18 protein-coding genes are annotated in these 24,788 nt (G+C 42.1%); 8 read left to right on the forward strand and 10 right to left on the reverse strand.

Features of this window, described 5'->3' with window-relative positions; genetic code table 11:
• Positions 1-4 precede the first annotated feature (4 nt).
• A complete protein-coding gene (locus IPM47_12310) occupies positions 5-622 on the reverse strand; it encodes a threonylcarbamoyl-AMP synthase (protein ID QQS27666.1) in 618 nt (205 codons plus the stop codon).
• A 182-nt stretch (positions 623-804) separates the two neighbouring features.
• On the reverse strand, positions 805-1,344 hold the full coding sequence (locus tag IPM47_12315; GenBank protein QQS31461.1) for a DUF1573 domain-containing protein: 540 nt from the start codon (positions 1,342-1,344) through the stop codon (positions 805-807).
• A gap of 412 nt (positions 1,345-1,756) precedes the next feature.
• Here IPM47_12315 and IPM47_12320 point away from each other — a divergent pair, with 412 nt between their 5' ends.
• Complete coding sequence (locus tag IPM47_12320; protein QQS27667.1) at positions 1,757-2,728, forward strand: alpha/beta fold hydrolase; 972 nt, start codon at positions 1,757-1,759, stop codon at positions 2,726-2,728.
• A gap of 112 nt (positions 2,729-2,840) precedes the next feature.
• Positions 2,841-4,208 carry an O-antigen ligase family protein gene (locus IPM47_12325; protein QQS27668.1) on the forward strand — a complete coding sequence of 456 codons (1,368 nt, stop codon included), beginning with the start codon at positions 2,841-2,843 and terminating at the stop codon, positions 4,206-4,208.
• On the opposite strand, the gene ccsA is transcribed toward IPM47_12325, so the two are convergent.
• Together ccsA and IPM47_12335 are read right to left on the reverse strand one after the other, a co-directional pair.
• Complete coding sequence (gene ccsA / locus IPM47_12330; GenBank protein QQS27669.1) at positions 4,209-4,889, reverse strand: cytochrome c biogenesis protein CcsA; 681 nt, start codon at positions 4,887-4,889, stop codon at positions 4,209-4,211.
• A 29-nt stretch (positions 4,890-4,918) separates the two neighbouring features.
• Positions 4,919-5,584: a heme exporter protein CcmB gene (locus IPM47_12335; GenBank protein QQS27670.1), complete on the reverse strand. Its 666-nt coding sequence runs from the start codon at positions 5,582-5,584 to the stop codon at positions 4,919-4,921.
• Between the two features lie 96 nt (positions 5,585-5,680).
• Between IPM47_12335 and IPM47_12340 the strand changes: the two genes are divergently transcribed.
• Entirely contained in the window at positions 5,681-6,421 is a 741-nt protein-coding gene (locus IPM47_12340) for a ribonuclease H-like domain-containing protein (protein QQS31462.1), read from the forward strand.
• A 29-nt stretch (positions 6,422-6,450) separates the two neighbouring features.
• Here IPM47_12340 and mutS read toward each other — a convergent pair whose 3' ends face one another.
• The 5 genes from mutS to IPM47_12365 form a co-directional block, all read right to left on the reverse strand.
• On the reverse strand, positions 6,451-9,054 hold the full coding sequence (mutS, locus tag IPM47_12345; GenBank protein ID QQS27671.1) for a DNA mismatch repair protein MutS: 2,604 nt from the start codon (positions 9,052-9,054) through the stop codon (positions 6,451-6,453).
• Between the two features lie 81 nt (positions 9,055-9,135).
• A complete protein-coding gene (locus IPM47_12350) occupies positions 9,136-10,548 on the reverse strand; it encodes an NAD(P)(+) transhydrogenase (Re/Si-specific) subunit beta (protein ID QQS27672.1) in 1,413 nt (470 codons plus the stop codon).
• 27 nt (positions 10,549-10,575) lie between these two features.
• Positions 10,576-10,890, reverse strand: a complete 315-nt coding sequence (locus IPM47_12355) for an NAD(P) transhydrogenase subunit alpha (protein QQS27673.1) — start codon at positions 10,888-10,890, stop codon at positions 10,576-10,578.
• Positions 10,891-10,963: 73 nt separating this feature from the next.
• Positions 10,964-12,091 (reverse strand): NAD(P) transhydrogenase subunit alpha, encoded by a 1,128-nt coding sequence (locus tag IPM47_12360; GenBank protein QQS31463.1) that lies wholly within the window; start codon positions 12,089-12,091, stop codon positions 10,964-10,966.
• A 201-nt stretch (positions 12,092-12,292) separates the two neighbouring features.
• Entirely contained in the window at positions 12,293-13,177 is an 885-nt protein-coding gene (locus IPM47_12365; GenBank protein QQS27674.1) for a lipid A biosynthesis acyltransferase, read from the reverse strand.
• Positions 13,178-13,564: 387 nt separating this feature from the next.
• Between IPM47_12365 and IPM47_12370 the strand changes: the two genes are divergently transcribed.
• Positions 13,565-14,044, forward strand: coding sequence for a hypothetical protein (locus tag IPM47_12370; protein ID QQS27675.1), 480 nt, complete (start codon positions 13,565-13,567; stop codon positions 14,042-14,044).
• 3,654 nt (positions 14,045-17,698) lie between these two features.
• Here the strand turns inward: IPM47_12370 and IPM47_12375 are convergent.
• Positions 17,699-18,217: a hypothetical protein gene (locus IPM47_12375; protein ID QQS27676.1), complete on the reverse strand. Its 519-nt coding sequence runs from the start codon at positions 18,215-18,217 to the stop codon at positions 17,699-17,701.
• A 643-nt stretch (positions 18,218-18,860) separates the two neighbouring features.
• Here IPM47_12375 and IPM47_12380 point away from each other — a divergent pair.
• The 4 genes from IPM47_12380 (at position 18,861) to IPM47_12395 (ending at position 24,779) form a co-directional block, all read left to right on the forward strand.
• Positions 18,861-19,181 carry a hypothetical protein gene (locus IPM47_12380; GenBank protein ID QQS27677.1) on the forward strand — a complete coding sequence of 107 codons (321 nt, stop codon included), beginning with the start codon at positions 18,861-18,863 and terminating at the stop codon, positions 19,179-19,181.
• 378 nt (positions 19,182-19,559) lie between these two features.
• Positions 19,560-21,695: an RNA-binding transcriptional accessory protein gene (locus tag IPM47_12385; GenBank protein QQS27678.1), complete on the forward strand. Its 2,136-nt coding sequence runs from the start codon at positions 19,560-19,562 to the stop codon at positions 21,693-21,695.
• A gap of 24 nt (positions 21,696-21,719) precedes the next feature.
• Positions 21,720-22,817, forward strand: coding sequence for a UDP-glucose/GDP-mannose dehydrogenase family protein (locus IPM47_12390; GenBank protein ID QQS27679.1), 1,098 nt, complete (start codon positions 21,720-21,722; stop codon positions 22,815-22,817).
• 12 nt (positions 22,818-22,829) lie between these two features.
• The gene (locus IPM47_12395) at positions 22,830-24,779 is read left to right on the forward strand and encodes a hypothetical protein (GenBank protein QQS27680.1); all 1,950 of its coding nucleotides are present in this window, start codon (positions 22,830-22,832) and stop codon (positions 24,777-24,779) included.
• Positions 24,780-24,788 lie beyond the last annotated feature (9 nt).

The raw sequence follows: 24,788 nt of genomic DNA on the forward strand, positions 1-24,788 counted from the left end.
ATATTTAAAAACGCAATTCTCCCATTCCCTGACGAACAATTTCTATTTCGCTGCCGGTGCAATCTACAATAGTAGAAGGTGCATTATGCCCAGTTCCGCCATCAATTACCAAATCCACCTTGTCGCCAAATTGCTCATAGATTTCAGTTGGATCAACCGGATATTCATCAAAATCTGGCTGATCAATAATTAAAGAAGATGACATGATAGGGTTTCCCAATTGTTGTACAATTGCACGGGCTATAGCGTTATCAGGCACTCTAATACCAATAGTTTTTCGTTTAGACCGGAGCACTTTTGGAACGGAGTTGGAAGCATTAAGAATAAAGGTAAATGGCCCGGGTAGATTCTTATTCATCAGTTTATAGACAGATTTGTCAAATGGAAGCGTAAATTCAGCAAGATTGCTCAAGTCATAGCAAACAAAAGAAAAGAAAGATTTCTCCGGCTTTATTCTTTTTAGTTGGCACAATCGCTCAACTGCCCGATGATTAAAAATATCACAACCAATGCCATAAACTGTATCAGTAGGATAAATAATCAAACCACCATTTTTAAGACAATTTACTACTTCATTGATTTTTCTATCCGATGGTGTTTCAGGGTGAATGACTATTAGCATTGACAATTGAATATAAAAAAACAATGTGCAAACATAAAAAACGGCACAAGTTAAGGTATAGCAGGGACACTTGCTTAAAAGAACAAGGACAGAAGGCGTTAATATGTGTTAAAAAAACAAAAAGCGGTAAGCATGACACTTACCGCTTTTTCGGTTAAATAAATAATCTTTCAAAGAAAAGACTATTTACCCTGTCCTTGTGGATTGATTTTAATTTGACCGCCTTCAGGAGTAACGGTTTTAGAACCTGACTCACTTCCCGGAGCAGCTTTAACATCAGCTTTGATGGTCAAGCGGGTTGGGTTGGGATCAGTATTTGCGTTAATGGTAACGGTTTTGGTTTGTTTGTTGGGTTTGCCTTTACTGTCAAAAGAAACATGAATTTCACCTTCAGCTCCGGGAGCAATTGGCTCTTTCGGATATTCAGGAACGGTACAACCACATGATCCTTTTGCACTTGCAATAATCAAAGGCTCTTTGCCGGTGTTTTTGAATTTGAAAATATGTGAAACTTTTTCGCCTTCATTGATAGTACCAAAATCATGCTCCATTTGAGTAAACTCCATCGTAGTTTTAGGCAAATTGGGGTCAACTTCATCTGCAGCAGGAGTAGCGTTAGGGTCTGTAGGAGTTACAGTTGCATCAGTCGTGGCAGTTTTGGCTGCATCGGTCGCATCTGTTTTTTCGCCATCAGCCTGATTACATGCAACAATTGTTGCCATTACAAAAACAAGGGTTAGCAAACTGCTTAAAAATCCTTTTTTCATTGTTTTAAATTTGTTTTAGTTTGTCAATTAAAGAAATTAACGGACTTTTTTAAAAAAGCGGTGCAAAGGTAAACATTATCTTTTTAGAATTGCAACTAAATGTTTAGTTATTTTCCGTATTTTTAATTAAATCCGACGCAAATCTACAACTAAGGTTTTAGTTTTGCAACTAATCGTTTAGTTTTTTTGCAAAATTTAACAAATTCACTTGTAAAAAAGTAAAAACCGCCGGTTTAAAGCGATTTAGAACTGTTTGAATTTTTGGGATTAAAAGTAATTTGTTTGAACAGATTCGGAACAAATCGAAAAATTGTAACTTTGAGGATATATTAGCTTCTATTTCTACAAAGAAAACCATCAAAATCAGATGCCGGTATTGCATTGTACTTATTCAGCACCTAAATGGCTGTTTAACCGTCATATAGAAACTATTTTCCCATATTTATTTCGTAAAGTTGAAGGAATTGTTTACGACAGGGAACGAATCAACACACCTGATGAAGATTTTTTAGATTTAGATTGGTCGCTAACAGGTAGTAAGGTATTAGTTATCGTTTGTCATGGTTTAGAAGGGAGTACTGACCGACCATATATCAGAGGAATGGTAAAAGCCGCCAATTTAGCGGGTTTTGATGCCTTAGCCTGGAACTTCAGGGGTTGCAGTGGGGTACCAAACTTAAAACTTCGAGGTTATCATAGTGGCGCAACTGATGATTTAGATTGGGTAGTTCGTCATGCCTTAAAAACAGAGCGCTATCAGCATATTGTTTTAGTTGGGTTTAGCCTTGGTGCAAATCTAATTCTGAAATATGCCGGAGAAAATGGGCAAAATTTGTCAGAGACCATAAAAGGTTTAGTGGCCTTTTCTGCCCCTGTTAATCTTGCATCAAGCTGCCAATCTATTATGCAAGGCTTCAACCGGGTTTATGAAAAAAGTTTTTTAAACTCTTTGATACCTAAGATGAAACATAAAGCACAGTTATTTCCAGAAAACATGAACATAGATTTGTTTAAAAAGGTCAAACGTTTAGTTGACTTTGACAACTATTTTACAGCACCCATTCATGGATTTGTTGATGCCTGCGATTATTATGTCAAATGTAGCGCAAAACAATTTCTACCTGCTATTTCCACTCCAACGCTGATTGTCAATGCCAAAAACGATTCTTTTCTCGGACCGGAATGTTATCCAGTAGAAATTGCACATCAATATCCGAATATTTTCTTGGAAATGCCAAGTGCCGGAGGGCATGTTGCATTTACTTCATTTGAGCAGGAAGGATTACTTTGGTCAGAAATGCGCACCGTATCGTTCATAAAAGAACAGTTATCTCTTTGATTTCAACAGTTACTTTTTAAGCCAATTCAGTACAACCTATTTCAAAATAGATTGGTCTTTGGTTAAAAGAGTATTGATGCTCATTTTCTGAACAGCATTTTCATAGTAATAAATGTCGGTTTTACAATTTTACCGTTCTGTGATTGAGCCGGTGATGGTTCTGCTCACTCATATTGGTTTTATGGTATTAATGGCTTCATTGCCATTGTCAAAAGGGACTTCTTCTGTTACCTTGGTCATTTTACTTTGTTTTTCGTTGTTTTTTTTGATGTTTTCCGGCATAACTCATCAATCGAAGCAGTTCCCCAATAAACTGATGAGGCTATTTTGGACATTTTTTGCTTGTTTTGTTATAGGACTGTTTTATTCAACTCATTTTTCTACCGGTATAGAAGTTGCTTACAAACAAAACGCTTTTTTGTTAATTCCTTTCATCCTGTATATGGCCTACGATTTGGTGAAATGGTATGGAACTTTGTATTTGAAATGGTTTGTTTGGGGTACAGCATTTGCCGGACTTGTTATCATATCTCTCTATTTACTACCTGACGAAATTTTTGAGCAAATAGGACCTAATCTCCATCGTTTTGGATTAAACAAACTCAAACAGGGTATTCAATTTGAAAAGTTCGGTTTTTACACGCCTTTTATAGACAGATTGTCTATCGGAAATTTCATATCCTTATCTGTATTGACTTGTTGTTGGTTCATAGCTTCACAGCTACAATCCCGGATATTTAGTTGCTTTTTGATTGCTTTGTTATTATTCGCCTCTTTGGTCATTGGCGGCAGAGGAGGACAGATAGGACTTTTTGCAGGACTTGCAATTTGGGCAGGTTATTTTGTTTTTCAATTTATTCAAAAACTTCCATCCCGATTTCAATTAGTCAGTAAAGTAACTTTATCTACTTTGCTCTTTTTGTTAATTGCACTCACCCCTTATATTATATTTCGCAACGTTCCAGCTGTTTGGGATCGCTACAATCAAATGTTTTGGGAGCTTTCCATGTTGCAAAAGGGGGTATATCAGGAATATGATTATGAACATTTTACAACACTAAGACGGATCTATTCTTGGTTGGGCAGTTGGGATATTATTGTTCAACAACCAATTTTTGGCACCGGAACCGGCGATTACAGATACGAATTGCAAGAAGTCTATCATGCAAAAGGCTGGAATGTTCCGGTTAATGCTCATAATCAGTTTTTGCAAATTTGGGCTATGTTGGGAATTGCCGGTTTATTGGTTTTTATTGCTATTCTAATCGCATTTTTGAAGCGTATTTTTAAAATTGGCAATACCCCGCTTAAGGTGTTTGGTGTTTCTTTGATCGTATTTTATGTTGTTATATTTCTTTTTGATTCTGCCATCAACATGCAGGCCGGTAATATGGCTTTTGTATTGATTTTATGTATTCTTTCTGCGCAACCTATTTCAGATAAAGGGAGTACAAAGAAACAGATAACACTTTCCGGGTAATCATAACTCTAAACCAGATTTCTTAATAGTGAGCAACTTGATGCGAACTAATATAGAAACCATCCAAACACCCAACAATGTCCATCCGATAATGGCGGGGTAAAAGACCATCCGCATCCAATGATCCAAATCATATTGTCCGAAAGCAGGATTTCCATCTGCGCCGGGATGAAGCGAATTAGCTAATCGGGGAAGGATACCAATCAGAACGATGAATACAAAAAAAGCTACGATGCTATAAACTGATGAGACCAAAGCCCGCTTGTCTTCATCTTCAATGGCACCTCTAAGTACAAAATAAGCCATATACATCAACAAGCCGACTGCCGATGCCAGTTGTTTGGGGTCATTGCTCCAATATTCTCCCCAGGTATATTTTGCCCAAATCATTCCGGTTAGCAATCCTAACACCCCAAACCAAAGTGCTATTTGAACGCCCGATGATGCAACTATGTCATATTTCAATTGAAAGGTGCGCAAATATTTTATGCTATAAATCAATGACATCAATAAAAGCAAAATCATGCCAAACCACATTGGCACATGAAAATATAGATTTCGGATGGTTTCATTCAAAATTGGCAGCTTAGGGGCCGGCAATAAAAGTCCACCGACAATCGTAAATGTGAGCAGCAAAACAGCGAATGCTTTCCACCAGTTTTTGTTAAGTAAAGTATTCATATCGTTTCAGGTATCTGTTAGAAAAATATTTAGTCTCGCCATAAATAAGGATACAAAACCCAAGTCAATACCGCTAATACCGCATCAATGGCGATAAGATTGCGAATATCACGAAAAGTATTGGGTGTTTCAATGCCCTCGACTGAATTTTTAGACAAAATGATAAGCAGTCCAAGCATTGGAATGACGATTGGAAAGCTCAAAACAGGCATCAGGGTTGCGTTGCGGTTTCCTGTTTTTGCTGCAATGGCAGAAATCAGGGTAAAACATACCGCAAATCCTACTGCACCTAAACAGACGGAAGTAGTAAACAAATAAATATTCTGTACAGGATTGCCCAATAACAACATATATGCACCAAGTGCTAAAATAGCAATTAACACCAGCAATCCTATATTATATAATAGCTTTGAGAGAATGACAGCCTGCGGACTGACTAAGGTATAATAATAATGAAACCTTCCGGAGCCTTCCTGAACAAAACTTTTCGTAATGGCATTGACAGAGGCAAACAACATAATAATCCAAAATACAGCCACCCAGGCAACCGGCTCTATTTTCATAAAAGATAAATAGACTACCATGACAGCAGATAGCACATACAATAAAATGCCACTAATTGCATATCGTTGCCGCCATTCGAGGATAATGTCTTTATGTATTAAAAACCGGATTTGACGGAACAATAATTTCATCCCGCAAATTTATTGCCCAAAAGTTTATTTTTCCTCAAAAAGAAAAATACTTTAAATCTATTGGCTTATTTTACATCCATTATTCCCTATTTATTTATGCTGACAAATATAAACCCTCTCACCATTTTGTTTTTAGATATCGAGACTGTCCCTTTGGCAGGCAGTTGGAATGATTTGGATGAAGAAACCAAATTGTTATGGCAATACCGGACCAACCGTTTTAAGCAATTGCAGGAAGAAGAAATGTCTGACGATGAATATTACTTTAAAAAATCGGGGGTATATGCTGAATTTGGAAAAGTTATCTGTATTTCAATCGGCATTTTCCGGTTTGAGAATAAGGAAAATGAAACGTTAACATTAAGGCTTAAATCATTTTATGGACATAATGAAGCCGAAATTCTAAAGCCATTTTTCGATTTATTATCTAAATCATTCAGTGCTGAACATTTTTACCTTTGCGGGCATAATATCCGCGAATTTGATGTCCCTTTTTTGTGCAGGAGAGCAATTGTAAACAGCCTTTCATTGCCCGATATTCTAAATGTACATACTTTTAAGCCCTGGGAACAACGCTTGATAGACACCATGCAATTATGGAAATTCGGGGACTATAAAAATTTTACATCCTTAAACTTATTGACCCATATTTTGGATATTCCTTCTCCAAAAACAGAAATGGACGGGAGCATGGTCGCTGATATTTACTGGAATGAAGAAACCGGTCTTGAAAAAATCAAAAACTATTGCCTTAACGATGTAGTGGCCCTGGCTCAGGTTTGGTTAAGATTTCATAAGAAACCATTGATCAAACCCGAACATATAGTTTACGGTTAAAAGAACGTGATTTTTTAAGTTAGCGGTTATTAATCTTCAACTGCCTTGCGAAGTTCGTGCAGTTTCATCATCGCCTCAATGGGAGTGAGGGTATTGATGTCTAAAATGCTGAGCATTTCTTTTATTTTTTTCAACTTAGGGTCAGTAATTTCAAACAGGGTAAGTTGAAGTGGTTCCTGACGGGCTATTTGATTCAGGGTGCCTTTTGTTTGTTGAAGCTCATGTTGTTGTTCTAATTGAGCCAAGATTTCGTTTGCCCTGTTTATGATGGCTTTAGGCATTCCAGCCATTTGTGCTACATGAATACCAAAGCTTTTTTCAGCCGGACCTTCAATTAATTTTCGAAGAAAAATGACTTTGTTTCCGGCTTCTTTCACCGCAATTGAAAAGTTTTTAATCCTTGGATTTTTTTGTGCGAGTTCGGTCAGTTCGTGATAATGGGTGGCAAACAGGGTTTTGGGCTGTGCCTTGGGATGATTGTGTAAAAATTCTGCTAATGCCCAGGCGATTGAAATTCCATCGTAAGTGCTGGTTCCTCTTCCTATCTCATCGAGCAAAATCAGGCTTCGTGCCGATAAGTTATTCATAATGCTGGCCGTTTCATTCATTTCGACCATAAAAGTAGATTCCCCGGAAGAAATATTATCGGAAGCACCAACCCTGGTAAATATTTTATCCACCAATCCGATTTCTGCGCTTGCAGCAGGGACAAAACTGCCCATTTGTGCCATCAGAGTTATCAGCGCAGTTTGCCTTAGCAGGGCAGATTTCCCCGACATATTCGGTCCGGTAATGATCAGGATTTGTTGTTTATCGTTATCCAGGTAAATATCGTTGGGGATATAGGTTTCACCAAGTTGCAATTGTTGTTCAATGACCGGATGCCTGCCTCTGAAGATATTGATGGTGAACGAATCATTTACCACCGGTTTACAATAATGTTGTTTTTGTGCGACAGCAGCAAAAGATAACAGGCAATCCATTCGCGCTAAAAGATTGGCATTGAGCTGAATTGGACGGATATAATCTGATAACTCTGTGATTAGTGCGGTAAACAAATCACTTTCTAACTGGATGATTTTTTCTTCTGCTCCTAATATTTTTTCTTCGTATCGTTTTAGTTCTTCGGTAATATACCTTTCGGCGGTTGTGAGGGTTTGTTTTCTAATCCAAGCTGTCGGAACCTGTTCTTTGTATTTGTTGCGAACTTCAAAAAAGTAACCGAATACATTATTGAAACCAATTTTTAAACTGCTGATGCCTGTTTTTTCGATTTCCCTTTGTTCCATTTCCAGCAGATAATCTTTGCCTGAGTTTTGGATATGGCGAAGTTCGTCCAATTCTTCGGAGATGCCGTTGTTGATTATTCCGCCTTTATTGGTGGCATTTGATGGGTCTTCGACCAACCAATTTGCCAATTTTTCGACGATGAGTTTGCAGGGATTGAGTTGTTCTGCCAATTTGTTGAGAAACTCATTCGTGCAGGAGGCACCCATTTCTTTGATGGGAACTATGGATTGCAGGGCTTTCTTGATTTGCCCGACCTGACGGGGGGTAACTCTTCCCATAGGTACAAGGGCAATCAGACGTTCCAGATCGCCGATTTGCTTCAGGTTATGTCGAATAGTATCTGCAAATTCGGTTTGCGCTATGAAAAATTCTACGATACTCAACCGTTCGTTGATTGCTATTTTGTCGCGAAGCGGGAGGACAATCCATTTTTTCAGAAGACGGCTGCCCATAGGGGTGGTAGTTTTGTCCAAAACTGCGATTAAAGGTTTGCCAGACTCGAAAGGAGTAGTCAACAATTCGAGGTTGCGGATGGTAAACCTGTCCAACCACATGTATTTGTCTTGCCAAATCCGGGAGATTGCCGTGATGTGCTGAAGGTTTGGATGCTCTGTGTCGGCTAAATAATGAATGATTGCGCCGGCGGCGATGATGCCTTCTTCGGCTTCTTCGACTCCAAATCCTTTTAGTGATTGTGTCTGGAAATGGCGCAATAAAGTTTCCCGCGCATAGTCGGTGCCGAACGCCCAATCGTCAATGGGGTAGAGGTAGAGTTTATCGCCAAACAGTTCGACAAACTCTTTGAGGCGGCTTTTAGGGATAATAGTTTCGGCCGGGCGGAAACTTTGGAGGAGTTTGTCAATGTAATCGGAGTTGCCTTGTGAGAGGAGAAATTCGCCGGTGGAGATATCGGTAAAGGCAATTCCTAATTCAGATTTTGTAAAAAAAACGGAAGCTAAATAGTTATTGGAGTTATGGTCTAATATTTTATCGCTGATGGTAAGCCCCGGAGTTACCAGTTCGGTAACACCACGTTTGACAACTGTTTTCGCTAATGAAGGGTTTTCTAACTGGTCGCAAACTGCTACGCGGAAACCGGCGCGCACTAATTTATGAAGATAGGAATCTAAGGCATGATGGGGAAAGCCGGCAAGTTCTATTTCGGAGGCTGCGCCATTGTGGCGTTTGGTGAGGGTGATGCCGAGGGTTTTGGAGGTTTCGATGGCATCCTGACCGAAGGTTTCGTAGAAATCGCCAACTCTGAACAGCAAAATGGCATCGGGATATTTCGCCTTAATGCGGTTAAACTGTTGCATCAGCGGGGTTTCCGTAATCTTTGCCATTGTGCGGTTAAAACTTGAAAAGAAAAGATAGTTATCCGGTAGATTTTGGAAAGCTATTTAAAAGGAGTATTCCGGATTTTGTCAGATGCTTTTTAATTCCCGAACCAATTTTTCGATGCTGCTTTTTGCATCTCCGAACAACATTCGTGTATTGTCGTTAAAAAACAGTCTGTTTTCAATTCCTGCATATCCGGCGCTCATTCCTCTTTTTAAGATAACCACTGTTTTTGCTTCGTCCACGTCGAGGATAGGCATTCCATAGATGGGGCTTGTCGGGTCATCTTTTGCTGCGGGATTTACCACATCATTTGCACCTATTACCAACACTACGTCCGTATTTTTAAACAACGGGTTGGCTTCTTCCATTTCGATGAGTTTGTCGTAATCCACATCTGATTCGGCCAAGAGGACGTTCATGTGCCCGGGCATCCGGCCTGCGACGGGGTGAATGGCATATTTTACTTCCACTCCCTGTTCTTCCAGAATAGATTCAAATTCGTGGGTAATATGTTGTGCCTGTGCGACAGCTAAACCATAGCCCGGTACGATGATGACCCTTTGCGCATAATTGCAGAGCACGGCGCAATCGTTGAGCGAAATTTCTTTGATTACACCGGCATCCCCTTGTTCACCGCCGATTGCTTTGCTTTGCCCGCCAAACGCGCCTACCAGCACATTGAGCAATGAGCGGTTCATAGCATTGCACATCAGAATTGTGAGGATGGTACCTGCCGAGCCTACGAGGATGCCGCCTGTCAGCATGGCCTGATTGCTGTAAAGGAAGCCGCCGAATGCTGCTGCCAAGCCGGTAAATGAATTGAGCAGGGAGATAACTACCGGCATATCTGCTCCGCCTATCGGCAAAACAAACAATATTCCATATAATAAGGAAAGCAGGGTGATTAAAAACAAAACAGAGAGGCTGCCTTCGGTTTGCATCATGACATATCCACATAAGCCTAAAATCAGGAGCAGGAGGATGGTATTAAACAGTTGTTGTTTGGGCAATACGTAGTCTTTTATTTTACCTTCTAATTTGCCAAAGGCAATCATACTTCCTGCAAAAGAGATGGAGCCTATCATGATGCCGAGTAAAATCATCAGCACTTCGCCGTTCATCAGGGTTTCTGCGTTGATGACGGTGGTGTATTTATCAAACTCGTTGATAGAAATCAATGCGGCACAGGCACCACCCATACCGTTGAAGAAAGAGACCATCTGGGGCATTGAGGTCATTTGTACTTTTTTGGCCATGACGACCCCGATGATGGTTCCGATGATAATGCCTAAAACTATCCAAATCAGGTTACCGATGGGTTTTCCATCGTGATGGTACAAGAAAATCGTGCCGATAATGGCTAAGGTCATTCCCGCAGCGGCTATCAAATTTCCGTTTCGTGCTGTTTTGGGATGGCTCAGCATTTTTAATCCAAAGATGAAAGACAGGGAAGCGAGGAAATATATGAGATGTAAAAGGTTGTTTTGGAACTCCATTGTTGGTAAAAATTTGGGGGTTAGGGTCTATTTTTTATCTTTCTTTTTAAACATTTCCAACATACGGTCGGTTACGACAAATCCGCCCACGACGTTGAGCGTACCCATGACCACCGCAATAAAGCCGAGCACGAGCGCCAGGTAATTGTCGGGCTGGGCGTGCCCCATGACGATGATTGCGCCGATAATTACGACACCGTGTATGGCATTTGCGCCGGACATCAGGGGCGTATGAAGCACGGTTGGAACATTGCTGATGACTTCTATTCCCAAAAGGATGGATAATGCCAGGACATAGATGGCTTCGATGTTATTGCCAAAAAAATGCAGTATTTCGTTCATGTTTCGTGAAGTTTTTTGAAGATAAAGCCGGTTTTTACAGAAGGTTTGAAGTTATTAACCGTAGGTTGAGGTGTTAGCTGACGGATTGTCTGACCCTTTCGTGCAAAATCTGACCCTGATGGGTGAGGCAGGTGCCCTGTACGATATCGTCCGAGAAATTGAGGTAGAGGTTTCCTTCTTTGGTGATGAGGAGTTTAAGGAAATTGAGCACGTTTTTACCAAACATTTTGCTGGCATCTGCGGGCATACTTGCGGGAATGTTGGATTGTCCGACTATGGTAACGCCGTAACAAACCTTGGTCTCGTTGTTTTGGGTCAGGGCGCAGTTACCGCCGGTTGATGCGGCGAGGTCTATGATGACTGAGCCCGGTTTCATTTTACTGATGGTTTCTTCGGTGATGAGCAGGGGTGCTTTCCTGCCGGGTATCTGGGCGGTGGCAATGACCACATCGCTTTTTATGGCGTGTTCCTGAATGAGGTTTTGTTGTTTAAGTTTGTAATCTTCGCTTTGCTCGACGGCATAACCACCTGCGCCGGTATCTTCGGTTGCGCCTTTTACCTCGACAAATTTTGCGCCCAAACTCAGTACTTCTTCTTTAACTGCCGAACGGACATCGAAGGCTTCTACGACTGCGCCCAACCTCCGGGCGGTTGAAATGGCCTGTAACCCTGCCACTCCGGCACCCAGAATGAGTACTTTGGCGGGGGTAATGGTGCCGGCAGCGGTCATGAACATGGGGAAAAACTTGGGCAAAAGGGATGCGGCCAACAAAACCGCTTTGTAGCCTGCCACGGTAGCCATAGAGGATAAAATATCCATGCTTTGCGCCCGTGTTGTGCGGGGTACGAGGTCCATGCTGAAGGTGGTAAGGCCGGACTGCACCAATGGTCCGGTTATTTCGGGGTTTCCTAAGGCCTGAAACACGCTGAGGAGGACGGCATCCGGTTTGATGATTGCCAATTCTTCGGCGGTGAAGGGTTGTATTCTTATCAGCACATCTGCGAGGTGTAAAATGTCGGGCTTGTTTTTTATTTCAGCGCCGGCGGCAAGGTAATCCTCATTGGAGGCAAAGGCACCGGCACCGGCATCTGTTTCTACGAAAACATGGGCTACCTGCATATTTTTCAGTTGTTTGACTGCTTCGGGCAGCAAGGATACGCGGTTTTCGTCTCCGGTTTCTTTTAAAATACCAATGGTCATCATGGTTGCGGATTAATTTTTAACATTGAAAAAGAAAAAAACAGCAGGCTGATAACTACGCATCTGAAAGACCCGGCGGCGTAATTATCTGAGGAGTTGTTTTAAAATGGAGTTGATAAGATGGTTTTGGGCTGCAAAAATATAAAAAAACGATTAGGGCAAAGGCACTTCGTGCTAAATTTGGTCAAAAGTTGACTTTTTTTACCCCATCCCGTCCGGTTCGGGCTTTTTGTGTTTCCACCGTCGGTGGGTCCAAAGCCAGTCTTCCGGCTTATTTTTGACAATTTGTTCCAAAAGGCTCATATACTTTTGAGTGATTTCACCTTCGGCATAGTCTTTCGGGTTTTCGGCCAAAGGTATTAACTCAATATTATAGTATCCCCGTTTGATTCGCTCGACGCGGACGTAATAAACCGGCAAATTGTTGTTGTGCGCATGCTTTTCGGGGCCATAAGGACAGGCTGTGTCCTGATCAAAATACTTTACCCAATATGCCTTTTTGATGCTGCCCGGGTTTTGGTCTGCTAAAAAAGTAACGGCAATGGTTTGGTGCCGGTGTTGTTCAAAGGTGAGCGAAGTCTGATGGTTTGGGACAAATTTCATCCCGAATGTTTCGCGTGATTTCAGCCCATAGGCGTTGATATATGGGTTTGCGAGCGGACGGAAAATGGTGATGGCTTTTTGCCGGGCATACAACCCCACTGCGGCACACCATTCCCAGTTTGCATAATGGGCGCAAATGGCAATGAAACTTTGGTTTCGCTCATACAAATCATTGGCAAGGCCGGTGCTGAGAAAATTTGCCCTTTTTTTGATTTCTTTGGCAGAAAGATGGAAGGTTTTGATGCTTTCGAGGGTGATGTCGCAAAAATTGCGGTAAAATTTCCATGCGATATTCTGAATTTCAATTTCGGTTTTTGCCGGAAAACACCGCCTCAGATTGGCTAAAACTATTTTTTTGCGATAGCCGAACACATGAAACATCAAAAACCGCAAGATGTCCGACACCCCATAGAGCAGTGGGAAGGGGATGCGGGAAATAATAAAAACTGCAAACCTGAACAACAGGTATCCTATATAAGCCACTGGGGATTTTGGTAAGTTAAAAGCTAAAAGTGAAAAACTAAAAGTGAAAACTATGCCTTCCTAAAATAGGTTGACCTTTTTAGTAAATTATAAAGCAAATGTTAGAGGCAATTGATTTGTTATTTGTTCATTTTTCTTAGTTGTGTAAATACTAAGGCCTGGTCTTGGGCTGCTTGTTTCTGTTAATAAAATAGGTTTCAAATTGATTGGGAGTCATTCTATTTGGCAGGCTTTGGTGCTTTCGGTTCTGGTTGTAAATATGGACTGCTTTTTACCCCAACAAAAAAAAAATTACTCAATCAGGAACAACAATGACTTCTTTTTGTAACTTGTCCTCGATAACAGTACAACTAAACATTATTCAATCACCCCAAATGCTTACCGCCTATGCCATACTCAAATATTGATGTAGAATTTACAGAACTCGAAAAAACCAATCTGGAAGCTGCTATTACCACCATCAAAACTATTTTGACAGATAAAGTTGTCAATCTGACCCCTGAAGAACGGCAGCAATTGTATAAAATGCGTAGCCAAAGAGCATCTTTTGCCCAACGTTCGATGATGTATGCCTTAAGCAACCCTCATTTAATCCCTGCTTATGCCAATTATGCCGGCGCAGTTAAAGATTATGACTATTATTTGCTCTCCCTCGACTGGGCACAAAAGCTTCTTGGAATTGCCGAAAGTCTGGACGACACCAACAAAGCCGTTGGCTCTGAAGTTTTGCAGTTCTGCCTTATTTTTTACAATAACGTTAAAGAAGCCGCACGCCATAACGTTCCCGGAAGCACCACTATTTACGAAGACCTGAACACTTATTTTGACCTTCCTCCCCGACCCGAGGATGATGTCGAAGAACCTTAGTAAAACTATGTTATGCTCATCAACATAGCGGTTTTTTTCATAAAAAATAACCCCGCCTTTCCCAATAAGGCGGTTTTTTTTTGCCCTTTCGTCAAACAATAGTTCGTTATCTATCTGTGAACTATCGTCATCATCTGCCTTTACAAAATCGTGATAAAGTTGGGTCATCAATTTGACCGCGAAACCTTATACCGCTTCACTAACAAAAATGACCTACCCCCCGAACCCTCTAAAGGCTAATCCTGCAGGGGTTGATTAACCTTATTTCCTCAGTAACAACCTGTCATTAAGTAATTTCCCAACCTTATTACCTTTTTCATATAATAATACCAACTCTAATTTGATTTTGCACCATCAATTACTGACGAACGTCTTTAAATTCCCCTCCTATCCCACTTGAGTTAATCTTGCAGGGGTTTGGTTGGTGTGCCGGCTTTTGCCGGAATTGAGGATGCTTCGGAGTACCGGTGCTTTATTGCTTTATTCGGCAATAATTAATCACAGAGGTTCGCAGAGGCAGCACAGAGAACCACAGAGTATATTATTTTTCTCTGTGCAAAAATCTTCGGGAGAAAAACCTCTACAAGATTAGCACTTGAGGGGGGGGGCAGGGGGTGTCGGGTTAGGGTGGGTTCTTTTAGATAGTGAAGTGGTATAACCTTATTACCTCAGTAACAACCTTTCATCAAGTAATTTCCCAACCTTATTACCTTTTTCATATAATAATACCAGCTCTGATTTGATTTTGCACCATCAATTACTGACGAACGTCTTTAAATTCCCCTCCTATCCCACTTGAGTTAATCTTGCAGGGGTTTGGTTGGTGTGCCGGCTTTTGCCGGAATTGAGGATGCTTCGGAGTACCGGTGCTTTATTGCTTTATTCCCGGCAATTATTTATCACAGAGGTTCGCAGAGGCAGCACAGAGAACCACAGAGTATATTATTTTTCTCTGTGCAAAAATCTTCGGGAGAAAAACCTCTACAAGATTAGCACTTGAGGGGGGCAGGGGGTGTCGGGTTAGGGGCGGGTTCTATTAGATAGTGAAGTGGTATAACCTTATTACCTCAGTAACAACCTGTCATTAAGTAATTTCCCAACCTTATTACCTTTTTCATATAATAATACCAACTCTGATTTGATTTTGCACCATCAATTACTGACGAACGTCTTTAAATTCCCCTCCTATCCCACTTGAGTTAATCTTGCAGGGGTTTGGTTGGTGTGCCGGCTTTTGCCGGAATTGAGGATGCTTCGGAGTACCGGTGCTTTATTGCTTTATTCCCGGCAATTATTAATCACAGAGGTTCGCAGAGGCAGCACAGAGAACCACAGAGTATATTATTTTTCTCTGTGCAAAAATCTTCGGGAGAAAAACCTCTACAAGATTAGCACTTGAGGGGGGGCAGGGGGGTGTCGGGTTAGGGGCGGGTTCTATTAGATAGTGAAGTGGTATAACCTTATTACCTCAGTAACAACCTGTCATTAAGTAATTTCCCAACCTTATTACCTTTTTCATATAATAATACCAACTCTAATTTGATTTTGCACCATCAATTACTGACGAACGTCTTTAAATTCCCCTCCTATCCCACTTGAGTTAATCTTGCAGGGGTTTGGTTGGTGTGCCGGCTTTTGCCGGAATTGAGGATGCTTCGGAGTACCGGTGCTTTATTGCTTTATTCCCGGCAATAATTAATCACAGAGGTTCGCAGAGGCAGCACAGAGAACCACAGAGTATATTATTTTTCTCTGTGCAAAAATCTTCGGGAGAAAAACCTCTACAAGATTAGCACTTGAGGGGGGGCAGGGGGGTGTCGGGTTAGGGGTGGGTTCTTTTAGATAGTGAAGTGGTATAACCTTATTACCTCAGTAACAACCTTTCATCAAGTAATTTCCCAACCTTATTACCTTTTTCATATAATAATACCAGCTCTGATTTGATTTTGCACCATCAATTACTGACGAACGTCTTTAAATTCCCCTCCTATCCCACTTGAGTTAATCTTGCAGGGGTTTGGTTGGTGTGCCGGCTTTTGCCGGAATTGAGGATGCTTCGGAGTACCGGTGCTTTATTGCTTTATTCCCGGCAATTATTTATCACAGAGGTTCGCAGAGGCAGCACAGAGAACCACAGAGTATATTATTTTTCTCTGTGCAAAAATCTTCGGGAGAAAAACCTCTACAAGATTAGCACTTGAGGGGGGGCAGGGGGGTGTCGGGTTAGGGGCGGGTTCTATTAGATAGTGAAGTGGTATAACCTTATTACCTCAGTAACAACCTGTCATTAAGTAATTTCCCAACCTTATTACCTTTTTCATATAATAATACCAACTCTGATTTGATTTTGCACCATCAATTACTGACGAACGTCTTTAAATTCCCCTCCTATCCCACTTGAGTTAATCTTGCAGGGGTTTGGTTGGTGTGCCGGCTTTTGCCGGAATTGAGGATGCTTCGGAGTACCGGTGCTTTATTGCTTTATTCCCGGCAATTATTTATCACAGAGGTTCGCAGAGGCAGCACAGAGAACCACAGAGTATATTATTTTTCTCTGTGCAAAAATCTTCGGGAGAAAAACCTCTACAAGATTAGCACTTGAGGGGAGCAGGGGGGTGTCGGGTTAGGGGCGGGTTCTATTAGATAGTGAAGTGGTATAACCTTATTACCTCAGTAACAACCTTTCATCAAGTAATTTCCCAACCTTATTACCTTTTTCATATAATAATACCAACTCTAATTTGATTTTGCACCATCAATTACTGACGAACGTCTTTAAATTCCCCTCCTATCCCACTTGAGTTAATCTTGCAGGGGTTTGGTTGGTGTGCCGGCTTTGCCGGAATTGAGGATGCTTCGGAGTACCGGTGCTTTATTGCTTTATTCCCGGCAATTATTTATCACAGAGGTTCGCAGAGGCAGCACAGAGAACCACAGAGTATATTATTTTTCTCTGTGCAAAAATCTTCGGGAGAAAAACCTCTACAAGATTAGCACTTGAGGGGGGGCAGGGGGGTGTCGGGTTAGGGGCGGGTTCTATTAGATAGTGAAGTGGTATAACCTTATTACCTCAGTAACAACCTGTCATTAAGTAATTTCCCAACCTTATTACCTTTTTCATATAATAATACCAGCTCTGATTTGATTTTGCACCATCAATTACTGACGAACGTCTTTAAATTCCCCTCCTATCCCACTTGAGTTAATCTTGCAGGGGTTTGGTTGGTGTGCCGGCTTTTGCCGGAATTGAGGATGCTTCGGAGTATCGGTGCTTTATTGCTTTATTCCCGGCAATTATTAATCACAGAGGTTCGCAGAGGCAGCACAGAGAACCACAGAGTATATTATTTTTCTCTGTGCAAAAATCTTCGGGAGAAAAACCTCTACAAGATTAGCACTTGAGGGGGGCAGGGGGTGTCGGGTTAGGGGCGGGTTCTATTAGATAGTGAAGTGGTATAACCTTATTACCTTAGTAAAATATATAAAAAGTAAACTCACAAACCTTATTACCTTATAGAAATGAAAGCATAAAAAAGGGATGTATGCACTTCGGGCAATAAGATAATAAGGTTTTTTTTGAGTGTGTAATTAGTTGGTTACTAAGATATTAAGCTTTTAATCGCTTACGCCTTCCGAACCAAGCCAGGTAAATAGTTACGAACCCGTTTCATCTGCATTCAATTGGGGATTTTCGGCTTTAGCTTCGGCCGGTTTGGTTTTTTTTCGATGTGCTCCCGGCATCATCTCTTTCAGTTGTGAAAGGATATTATCGGTTCCGGGCACGTTTTGTTGGGCAGCATTTTTCAAAATATTGTAAAACGACAACGCCGAACTCATGTTTTCCATTTTTAGGGCAGTTACGGTGTCTTGCAAAGCCTCTTGCAAAACATTGACCTGCAACAACAGCATCTCTAAGCGTTCCATCGTTTCCCAATCGTTTTTCCACTCCGTCAGCGAAACATATCCCGTTTGCAAGGCAGGATTGTCGGTATAAAACTGCAACGACTTTCTGACAAACATCATCGCTTTTCCGCCAAGTCGCAAATATCCCGATTTTTCGGCCGGCGTGAGGTTGATAACAAACGGAAGCCGGCTTTTGAGATGATCAAAATCGTTTTTGGCAAGCAGGTAGTCGGCTTCGGGAAACGCTATTCTCAAATTGGCATAAGGCATATCCGATGATTTAGATGTGAACGAATTAAAATTACGTATTTCATGCGCTATTTTTTGCTGCTTTATCGCCCAAACTGTGTTTTTGAACTCAAAACACTGAAATAACAACCAAAAAGCTCAAAAGTTTAAGCCATCCGGTTAAAGCTTTAAGGCATCTGGTTAAAGTTTTAAGGTATCGGGTTAAAGCTTTAAGGTATCTGGTTAAAGCTTTAAGGCATCAGATTAAAGCTTTAAGGCATAAGGTTAAAGCTTTAAGACATCAGGTTAAAGCTTTAAGACATCAGGTTAAAACTTTAAGGTATAGGGTTAAAGCTTTAAGGCATCAGGTTAAAGCTTTAAGGCATCAGGTTAAAACTTTAAGGCATCAGGTTAAAACTTTAAGGCATCAGGTTAAAGCTTTAAGGCATCAGGTTAAAGCATTAATCAATCAGGTTAAAGCATTAACCCATCCGGTTAAAGCATTAACCTATCCGGTTAATTTTTGAAGAAAATAAGGCTAAAAATGAAGAATTGGAGGGGAGATTATTTTTCTGAGGTCGTCGCTTTATGCGAAGATTTCCTTTTTCTGATTGTTTTACGGGTGATAGCCGTACATTTGCTTTTTTCTTGAAATAGCATCACCCTTTATAGAAAGTAATATCAAATGAGCAACATTCATGAAATACTTAGAAATTCGGACTATAGCCTAACCATTTTTACCGAAACCGAAATACAATGGTTGGAAAACCGCATCGCCGTAAGCGAAGGTAAAAAGGGCAAAGAATACAAAGCCGTTTGCATTAAGTATTGCAGTATCAACAGTTTGTATTATTTTGCCCCTTTGCGGATATGTAACGAGAAAACATCCCGATGGGCAAATAGAAATAATTTCAGATTTAGTTATCCCGAAAAAGATAGCCTCCTTCCTCTACGCTGTCAATCGTTGCATGGCCAATATAGGCAATCATCTCAAAATCAAGTTTAACCCTTTTACTGATGTTACGCAAAAGTATGTTGATAACTCACCCTTACTCTCCTCCCCGAAACAAACCGGACTTTTTTAAATTTTGACAAGGTTAATTTCGTAGGGGTTTGTTGAACCTGATTACCTTATTGAACATCCTTAAATCGTCTAAAGAATAAGGTAATAAGGTTTATATCACTTTTAGTTTTTCACTTTTAGTTTTTCACTTTTAGTTTTTCACTTTTAGTTGTTCACTTTTAGTTGTTCACTTTTAGTTTTTCACTTTTAGTTTTTCACTTTTAGTTTTTCACTTTTAGTGCAAATATGGCAGGTTAAAAAATAAAAAAAACCGCTAAACATGTTCTCTTATATTTGCACGGTACAAACCATGATTTTGTGATGACTGAAAAAATTGTTCAACAACTTGCAAAACAACTGAACCTGAGCCTTAAACAGGTTGCTGCCGTCATTCTTCTTTTAGACGAAGGGGCTACCATTCCTTTCATTGCCCGCTATCGAAAGGAGCTGACCGGTAGTTTGGACGAAGTTCAGATTGCCGCCATCCGGGACGGGCTGCAAAAGCTGCGGGAATTAGAACAACGCCGCGAATATGTTTTACAAACCATCGAAGCACAGGGTAAACTGACTCCCGAACTTAGCGAAGCCATCACCAAAGCCGACAATATGGCAGCGTTGGAAGACCTTTACCTGCCGTTTAAACCCAAGCGCCGCACCCGTGCAGTTGTTGCGCGCGAAAAAGGGTTGGAGCCGCTTGCGCAGGCAATTATGGAGCAAAAAAACTTAGACCCGGTGAAATTAGCAGCCGGTTATGTGGACGAAAGCAAGGAAATTTTTACCCCGCTCGAAGCCCTTGCCGGTGCGCGCGACATCATTGCCGAGGTCATCAGCGAACATGCAGGTGCGCGTGCGCTCATCAGGCGATTGTTTGTCAATACGGGGCTGATGGTGTCAAAAGTCATCAAAGACAAAGAAACCGAAGCCGCAAAGTTTAAAGACTATTTCGATTGGTCAGAGCCGCTGCGCAACATTCCCTCCCATCGTTTTCTGGCGATGATGCGCGGCGAAGCCGAAGATTTACTCAGGGTGCATATTGAGCCGGACGCAGAACGTGCCGTTGCCATTCTGGAAAAGACGTTTGTGGTGAGCAGCAATCTTTGCGGCGATCAGGTCAGGATGGCAGTCCATGATGCGTGGAAAAGGCTGATGAAATATTCATTGGAAGCCGAGGTTCGGAACGAAGCCAAAGCCAAAGCCGATGTTGAAGCCATTCATGTCTTTACCGACAACCTCCGGCATCTGCTGATGGCACCGCCTTTGGGGGCAAAAAACATCCTGGGCATTGACCCGGGTTTTAGAACCGGCTGCAAAGTGGTCTGCCTCAACAAAGAAGGGAAGCTGTTGCAGGATACCACTATTTTTCCTTTTGAAAAAAGCCCTGCAAAACGCTATGAAACAGTCAGTATCCTCACAGACCTTTGCGAAAAATACAAAATTGAAGCCATCGCCATCGGCAACGGAACGGGAGGCCGGGAGACAGAGGCGTTTGTTCAAAGCCTTCAACTGCCTGACATTCAGATAGTGATGGTCAACGAAAGCGGGGCTTCTGTATATTCGGCATCAGAGGTGGCAAGAGAGGAGTTTCCGGATAAAGACATCACCGTCAGGGGGGCAGTTTCGATTGCCCGGAGGCTGATGGACCCGTTGGCAGAGTTGGTCAGGATTGACCCTAAATCAATCGGGGTGGGGCAGTATCAGCACGATGTTGACCAGAACCTGTTGAAACAATCGCTCGACGATGTGGTCATCAGTTGTGTCAATAGTGTTGGGGTAAATATCAACACGGCAAGCAAACAGTTGCTGACCTATGTGTCAGGGTTGGGCAACAAACTTGCGCAAAACATCATTGACTATCGAAACCAAAACGGAGCGTTCACCCAAAAAATAACCCTGAAAAAAGTGCCCGGAATCGGTCCGAAAGCCTTCGAACAGGCAGCGGGATTCATCCGCATACCCGATGCCGTCAATCCTTTGGATGCCGGAGCTGTTCACCCCGAAAGTTTTTCCATTGTCGAGAAAATGGCAAAGGACAATCAATGTACGGTATTGGATTTGGTCAAAAAACGGGAGTTGCGGGAAAAGGTAAATTTAAAAATATACATCACCGAACAGGTAGGATTGCCCACCCTGAACGACATCATGGAAGAACTGGCAAAACCCGGACGGGATCCCCGGAGCGAATTTGAGCAGGTTAGTTTTTCCGAAGGCATCAACAGCATCGAAGACCTGTCAGTGGGCATGATTTTGAACGGGATAATCACCAATGTTACAAATTTCGGAGCCTTTGTTGACATCGGAGTGCATCAGGACGGCATGGTGCATGTCAGCGAGATTGCCAACAAATTCATCAAAGACCCCAAAACCGAACTCAGAGTGCAGCAAATTGTCAAGGTAAAAGTGCTGCATATTGACCTTACCCGCAAACGCATTCAGCTTAGCATCAAACAAGCCCTTTGATTTTTTTACCCCATTAAATCCCGCATGGAAACTATCGCCCTTCTCGGAATTGGAAAACTCGGACTATGTTTTGCCCTTAACCTCGAACAGGCGGGTTATCGGGTCATCGGTGTGGATATCTCAGAACAGTATGTCGAACAGATAAACCAAAAGCTATTGGTCGCAACCGAACCGCACGTCAGCGAATACCTTTCGCAAAGCCAGAATTTTCAGGCGACCGTTCACATTGACGAGGCGTTAAACAGCACGGCCGAACTCATCTTTATCGTGGTTGCCACCCCAACCGCCGAAGATGGCAGCTATAATCACGAACAGATTGAGCGCGTCGCCGAAGAACTTAAACGCAAAGGAATTTCCGAAAAACAACGGCATCTGGTCATTATGTGTACCACCATGCCGGGATATTGCGACTTGCTTGCCGCAGAACTCGCACCGTTTAACTATACGTTGAGCTACAATCCCGAATTTATCGCACAAGGCAGCATCATTAGAGACCAGCAATTCCCGGATCAGGTCTTGATTGGCGAAGCCAACCCGGAGACAGGTGATAAAATTGTGAAGGTCTATGAAAAAATTTGCCGCAACAAACCGGTGTTTTGCAGAATGAGCCGGTTGAGTGCGGAAATTTGCAAATTAGCAACCAATTGTTTTTTGACCACCAAGATTTCATTTGCCAATGCCATCGGCGATTTAGCCATTCAGGCCGGTGCAGAACCCGGTAAAATCCTCGCCGCCATCGGCGCAGACAGCAGGATTGGGCATAAATATTTCAATTATGGATATGGTTACGGAGGCCCGTGTTTTCCAAGAGACAACCGCGCGTTGAACATTTTTGCAGAAAATCAGAACTACCCCCTTTTAATCAGCCGCGCAACAGACGAGGTCAATAAACGCCATCTTCAGTTTCAGCTTGGGCGTATGCTCGAAAATCACGAGGTCGGAGACGAAATCATTTTTGACCATGTCAGCTACAAAAAAGGCTCGGTCATTCTCGAAGAATCCCAACAATTAGCTTTAGCGGTTGAGTTGGCAAAACAAGGCAGAAAAGTCATCGTGCAAGATCATCCGGAGGTAATCAGACAGGTAAAAGCCCTGTACGGCGATTTGTTTATCTATGAATAAATCACTGCGCCCATGTTCCAAATTCAAAACATACAGGTAATCGGTCAAAAACTCGCGCAAAGATTGGAATCGGGCAGGCTGATTCAAGGCGCATTTATCCTGTTTACCTTCTCCCTGTTCTTTATGAATTTCCCGTTCCGTTTCAGGGACAACTTTCTCAACATCATCAACCGCATTTTTTTCCCGTACTACCTCTATTTAAAATCAATTTTCCCCGAAAACCATCTGCTATATTACAGATTGACAGCGCTGGTTTTGTTTTTGTCCGGCACGGTAGTTTTGTTTTTTTTCTGGCGAAAAATCAGAACGATAAACCTACCCGGAAAGGTAGTTGCCCTTACGGGAATACTCAGCTCGGACACTTACCCCAAAGCCCTTTTCAAAGCCGCCCTCAGTACGATGGTCTTAACCCTTGCCGGAACGACCTTATACTATATCGCGCGGTTTGCCATCTCAGACAAGGTTGTATTTAACGCAGTGCAGTTCTGGATCAGCTATCTTTTAATCCTGTCATTGATCTATTTGGCCTATTGTCTGATTTATACCGGACGAAATCAGATACTCCCCTTTACAAAACAATTTTTCTTAACCCCCACTTCAGCCTTTAACCTTGCCATTTTCAGGGCATTGATAGGATTGTACCTGTTCGGGTTTTACCATTATCGAACATTTACCACCCCGTTTTGGGCAACGATGCCGCAAGAATCGCGGGTAAGCCTCCCAATGATGGGTTGGTTTATTCAAAACGTCCCCATCAATCCCGAACTATACCATATTACTGGAATTGCGGGCATGGTATTGGCATGGTTCATCACAGTCGGACTATTTACCCGCCCGGCTTTGCTGCTCAACATTCCCCTTTCTGTTTACCTGTTGGGTGTCCCTATGTTTTTTGGAAAATTAGCTCACCAGCAAATCTGGGTATGGTTTCCCGCCATCCTCGCTTTCAGTCGTTGTGCCGATGTGTTCTCGCTCGATGCCCTCATCAGGAAATATCTCAGAAAACAAACGTTGGAGCAAACAATCAGCCCCCTGTATTCGCTTCCCTTAAAGTTCGTTTGGTTGCACTTCGGCATCATCTATTTCTTTGCGGGCATCGTCAAGCTGCGCGATTGCGGGTTAGATTGGGCTTTGGGAAACAACATGATCAACCAGATACAGATTGAATGGCTTCAGAACTACAATGCGATGCCCGGCTTCAGAATAGACCGGTATCCGTTGCTGGCGCATACCGGCGGTATTTTCCTGATTCTGTTCGAACTGTTTTACCCGTTCTTAATCCTGACCCCTTTGACCAGATTATTCAGTTTTTGGGGAGGCTTGAGCTTTCACCAATCCGCCTTGTATTTTATGAACATCGGCTTTCAGGATTTGCAGCATACCTATTCTTCATACATCAATTTTTCGGGAATAGGCCAACGGGTAAAAGGTTGGGTAAAAGGCCGCACACCTTCAAATCTCATTTGCACGGAAACAAAAACCCTTAGTTTTACCCAAAACTGGAAACAAAAAGGGTTCCGGTTTACCTTCTTAACAGGCAGCTTGTTTTTCATAATCAATTTCTTCTGCGGATTAACCGGCATCCATTCCTGGCCATTCTCATCCTACCCCACCTATTCGCGGATAGTCGAAGACCATCATTGGTATGTCTATTTCGAAGCCCACGACCGCAACAGCCAAAGTTTTGATTTATACAAATTAGGAGAACAAGCCGGCCATCGCATGGAAAGTTTTACCCCCTTGGAAGACAGAATTTACGAAAACTATCAGGCCGGAGATACCTCGGCCATGAATCAAAACATCCAACGCCTGTGGACAATCTGGAAAGACAATGTTTTGGAACTAAAGGAGGCAGATTCTGTCGTGGTCTATTTAAGGCAATCGCCCATAGCGCCGGAAACTAAAGACAGCATCATCCAACAAATCAAACTTGCGATATTGTCTGAAAAAGATTTACATTAGCCCACATTT

This window comes from Sphingobacteriales bacterium (genome assembly GCA_016700115.1).
GTDB lineage: Bacteria > Bacteroidota > Bacteroidia > Chitinophagales > UBA2359 > UBA2359.

Coding starts and splice junctions, on each gene's coding strand:
- IPM47_12375 (QQS27676.1), bottom strand. CDS start 18,217: ATGCCTTATGCCAATTTGAGAATAGCGTTTCCCGAAGCCGACTACCTG.
- IPM47_12360 (QQS31463.1), bottom strand. CDS start 12,091: ATGACCATTGGTATTTTAAAAGAAACCGGAGACGAAAACCGCGTATCC.
- ccsA (QQS27669.1), bottom strand. CDS start 4,889: ATGAATACTTTACTTAACAAAAACTGGTGGAAAGCATTCGCTGTTTTG.
- IPM47_12390 (QQS27679.1), top strand. CDS start 21,720: ATGGAAACTATCGCCCTTCTCGGAATTGGAAAACTCGGACTATGTTTT.
- IPM47_12325 (QQS27668.1), top strand. CDS start 2,841: ATGTCGGTTTTACAATTTTACCGTTCTGTGATTGAGCCGGTGATGGTT.
- IPM47_12395 (QQS27680.1), top strand. CDS start 22,830: ATGTTCCAAATTCAAAACATACAGGTAATCGGTCAAAAACTCGCGCAA.
- IPM47_12315 (QQS31461.1), bottom strand. CDS start 1,344: ATGGCAACAATTGTTGCATGTAATCAGGCTGATGGCGAAAAAACAGAT.
- IPM47_12320 (QQS27667.1), top strand. CDS start 1,757: ATGCCGGTATTGCATTGTACTTATTCAGCACCTAAATGGCTGTTTAAC.
- IPM47_12340 (QQS31462.1), top strand. CDS start 5,681: ATGCTGACAAATATAAACCCTCTCACCATTTTGTTTTTAGATATCGAG.
- mutS (QQS27671.1), bottom strand. CDS start 9,054: ATGGCAAAGATTACGGAAACCCCGCTGATGCAACAGTTTAACCGCATT.
- IPM47_12355 (QQS27673.1), bottom strand. CDS start 10,890: ATGAACGAAATACTGCATTTTTTTGGCAATAACATCGAAGCCATCTAT.
- IPM47_12385 (QQS27678.1), top strand. CDS start 19,560: ATGACTGAAAAAATTGTTCAACAACTTGCAAAACAACTGAACCTGAGC.
- IPM47_12370 (QQS27675.1), top strand. CDS start 13,565: ATGCCATACTCAAATATTGATGTAGAATTTACAGAACTCGAAAAAACC.
- IPM47_12335 (QQS27670.1), bottom strand. CDS start 5,584: ATGAAATTATTGTTCCGTCAAATCCGGTTTTTAATACATAAAGACATT.
- IPM47_12310 (QQS27666.1), bottom strand. CDS start 622: ATGCTAATAGTCATTCACCCTGAAACACCATCGGATAGAAAAATCAAT.
- IPM47_12380 (QQS27677.1), top strand. CDS start 18,861: ATGAGCAACATTCATGAAATACTTAGAAATTCGGACTATAGCCTAACC.
- IPM47_12350 (QQS27672.1), bottom strand. CDS start 10,548: ATGGAGTTCCAAAACAACCTTTTACATCTCATATATTTCCTCGCTTCC.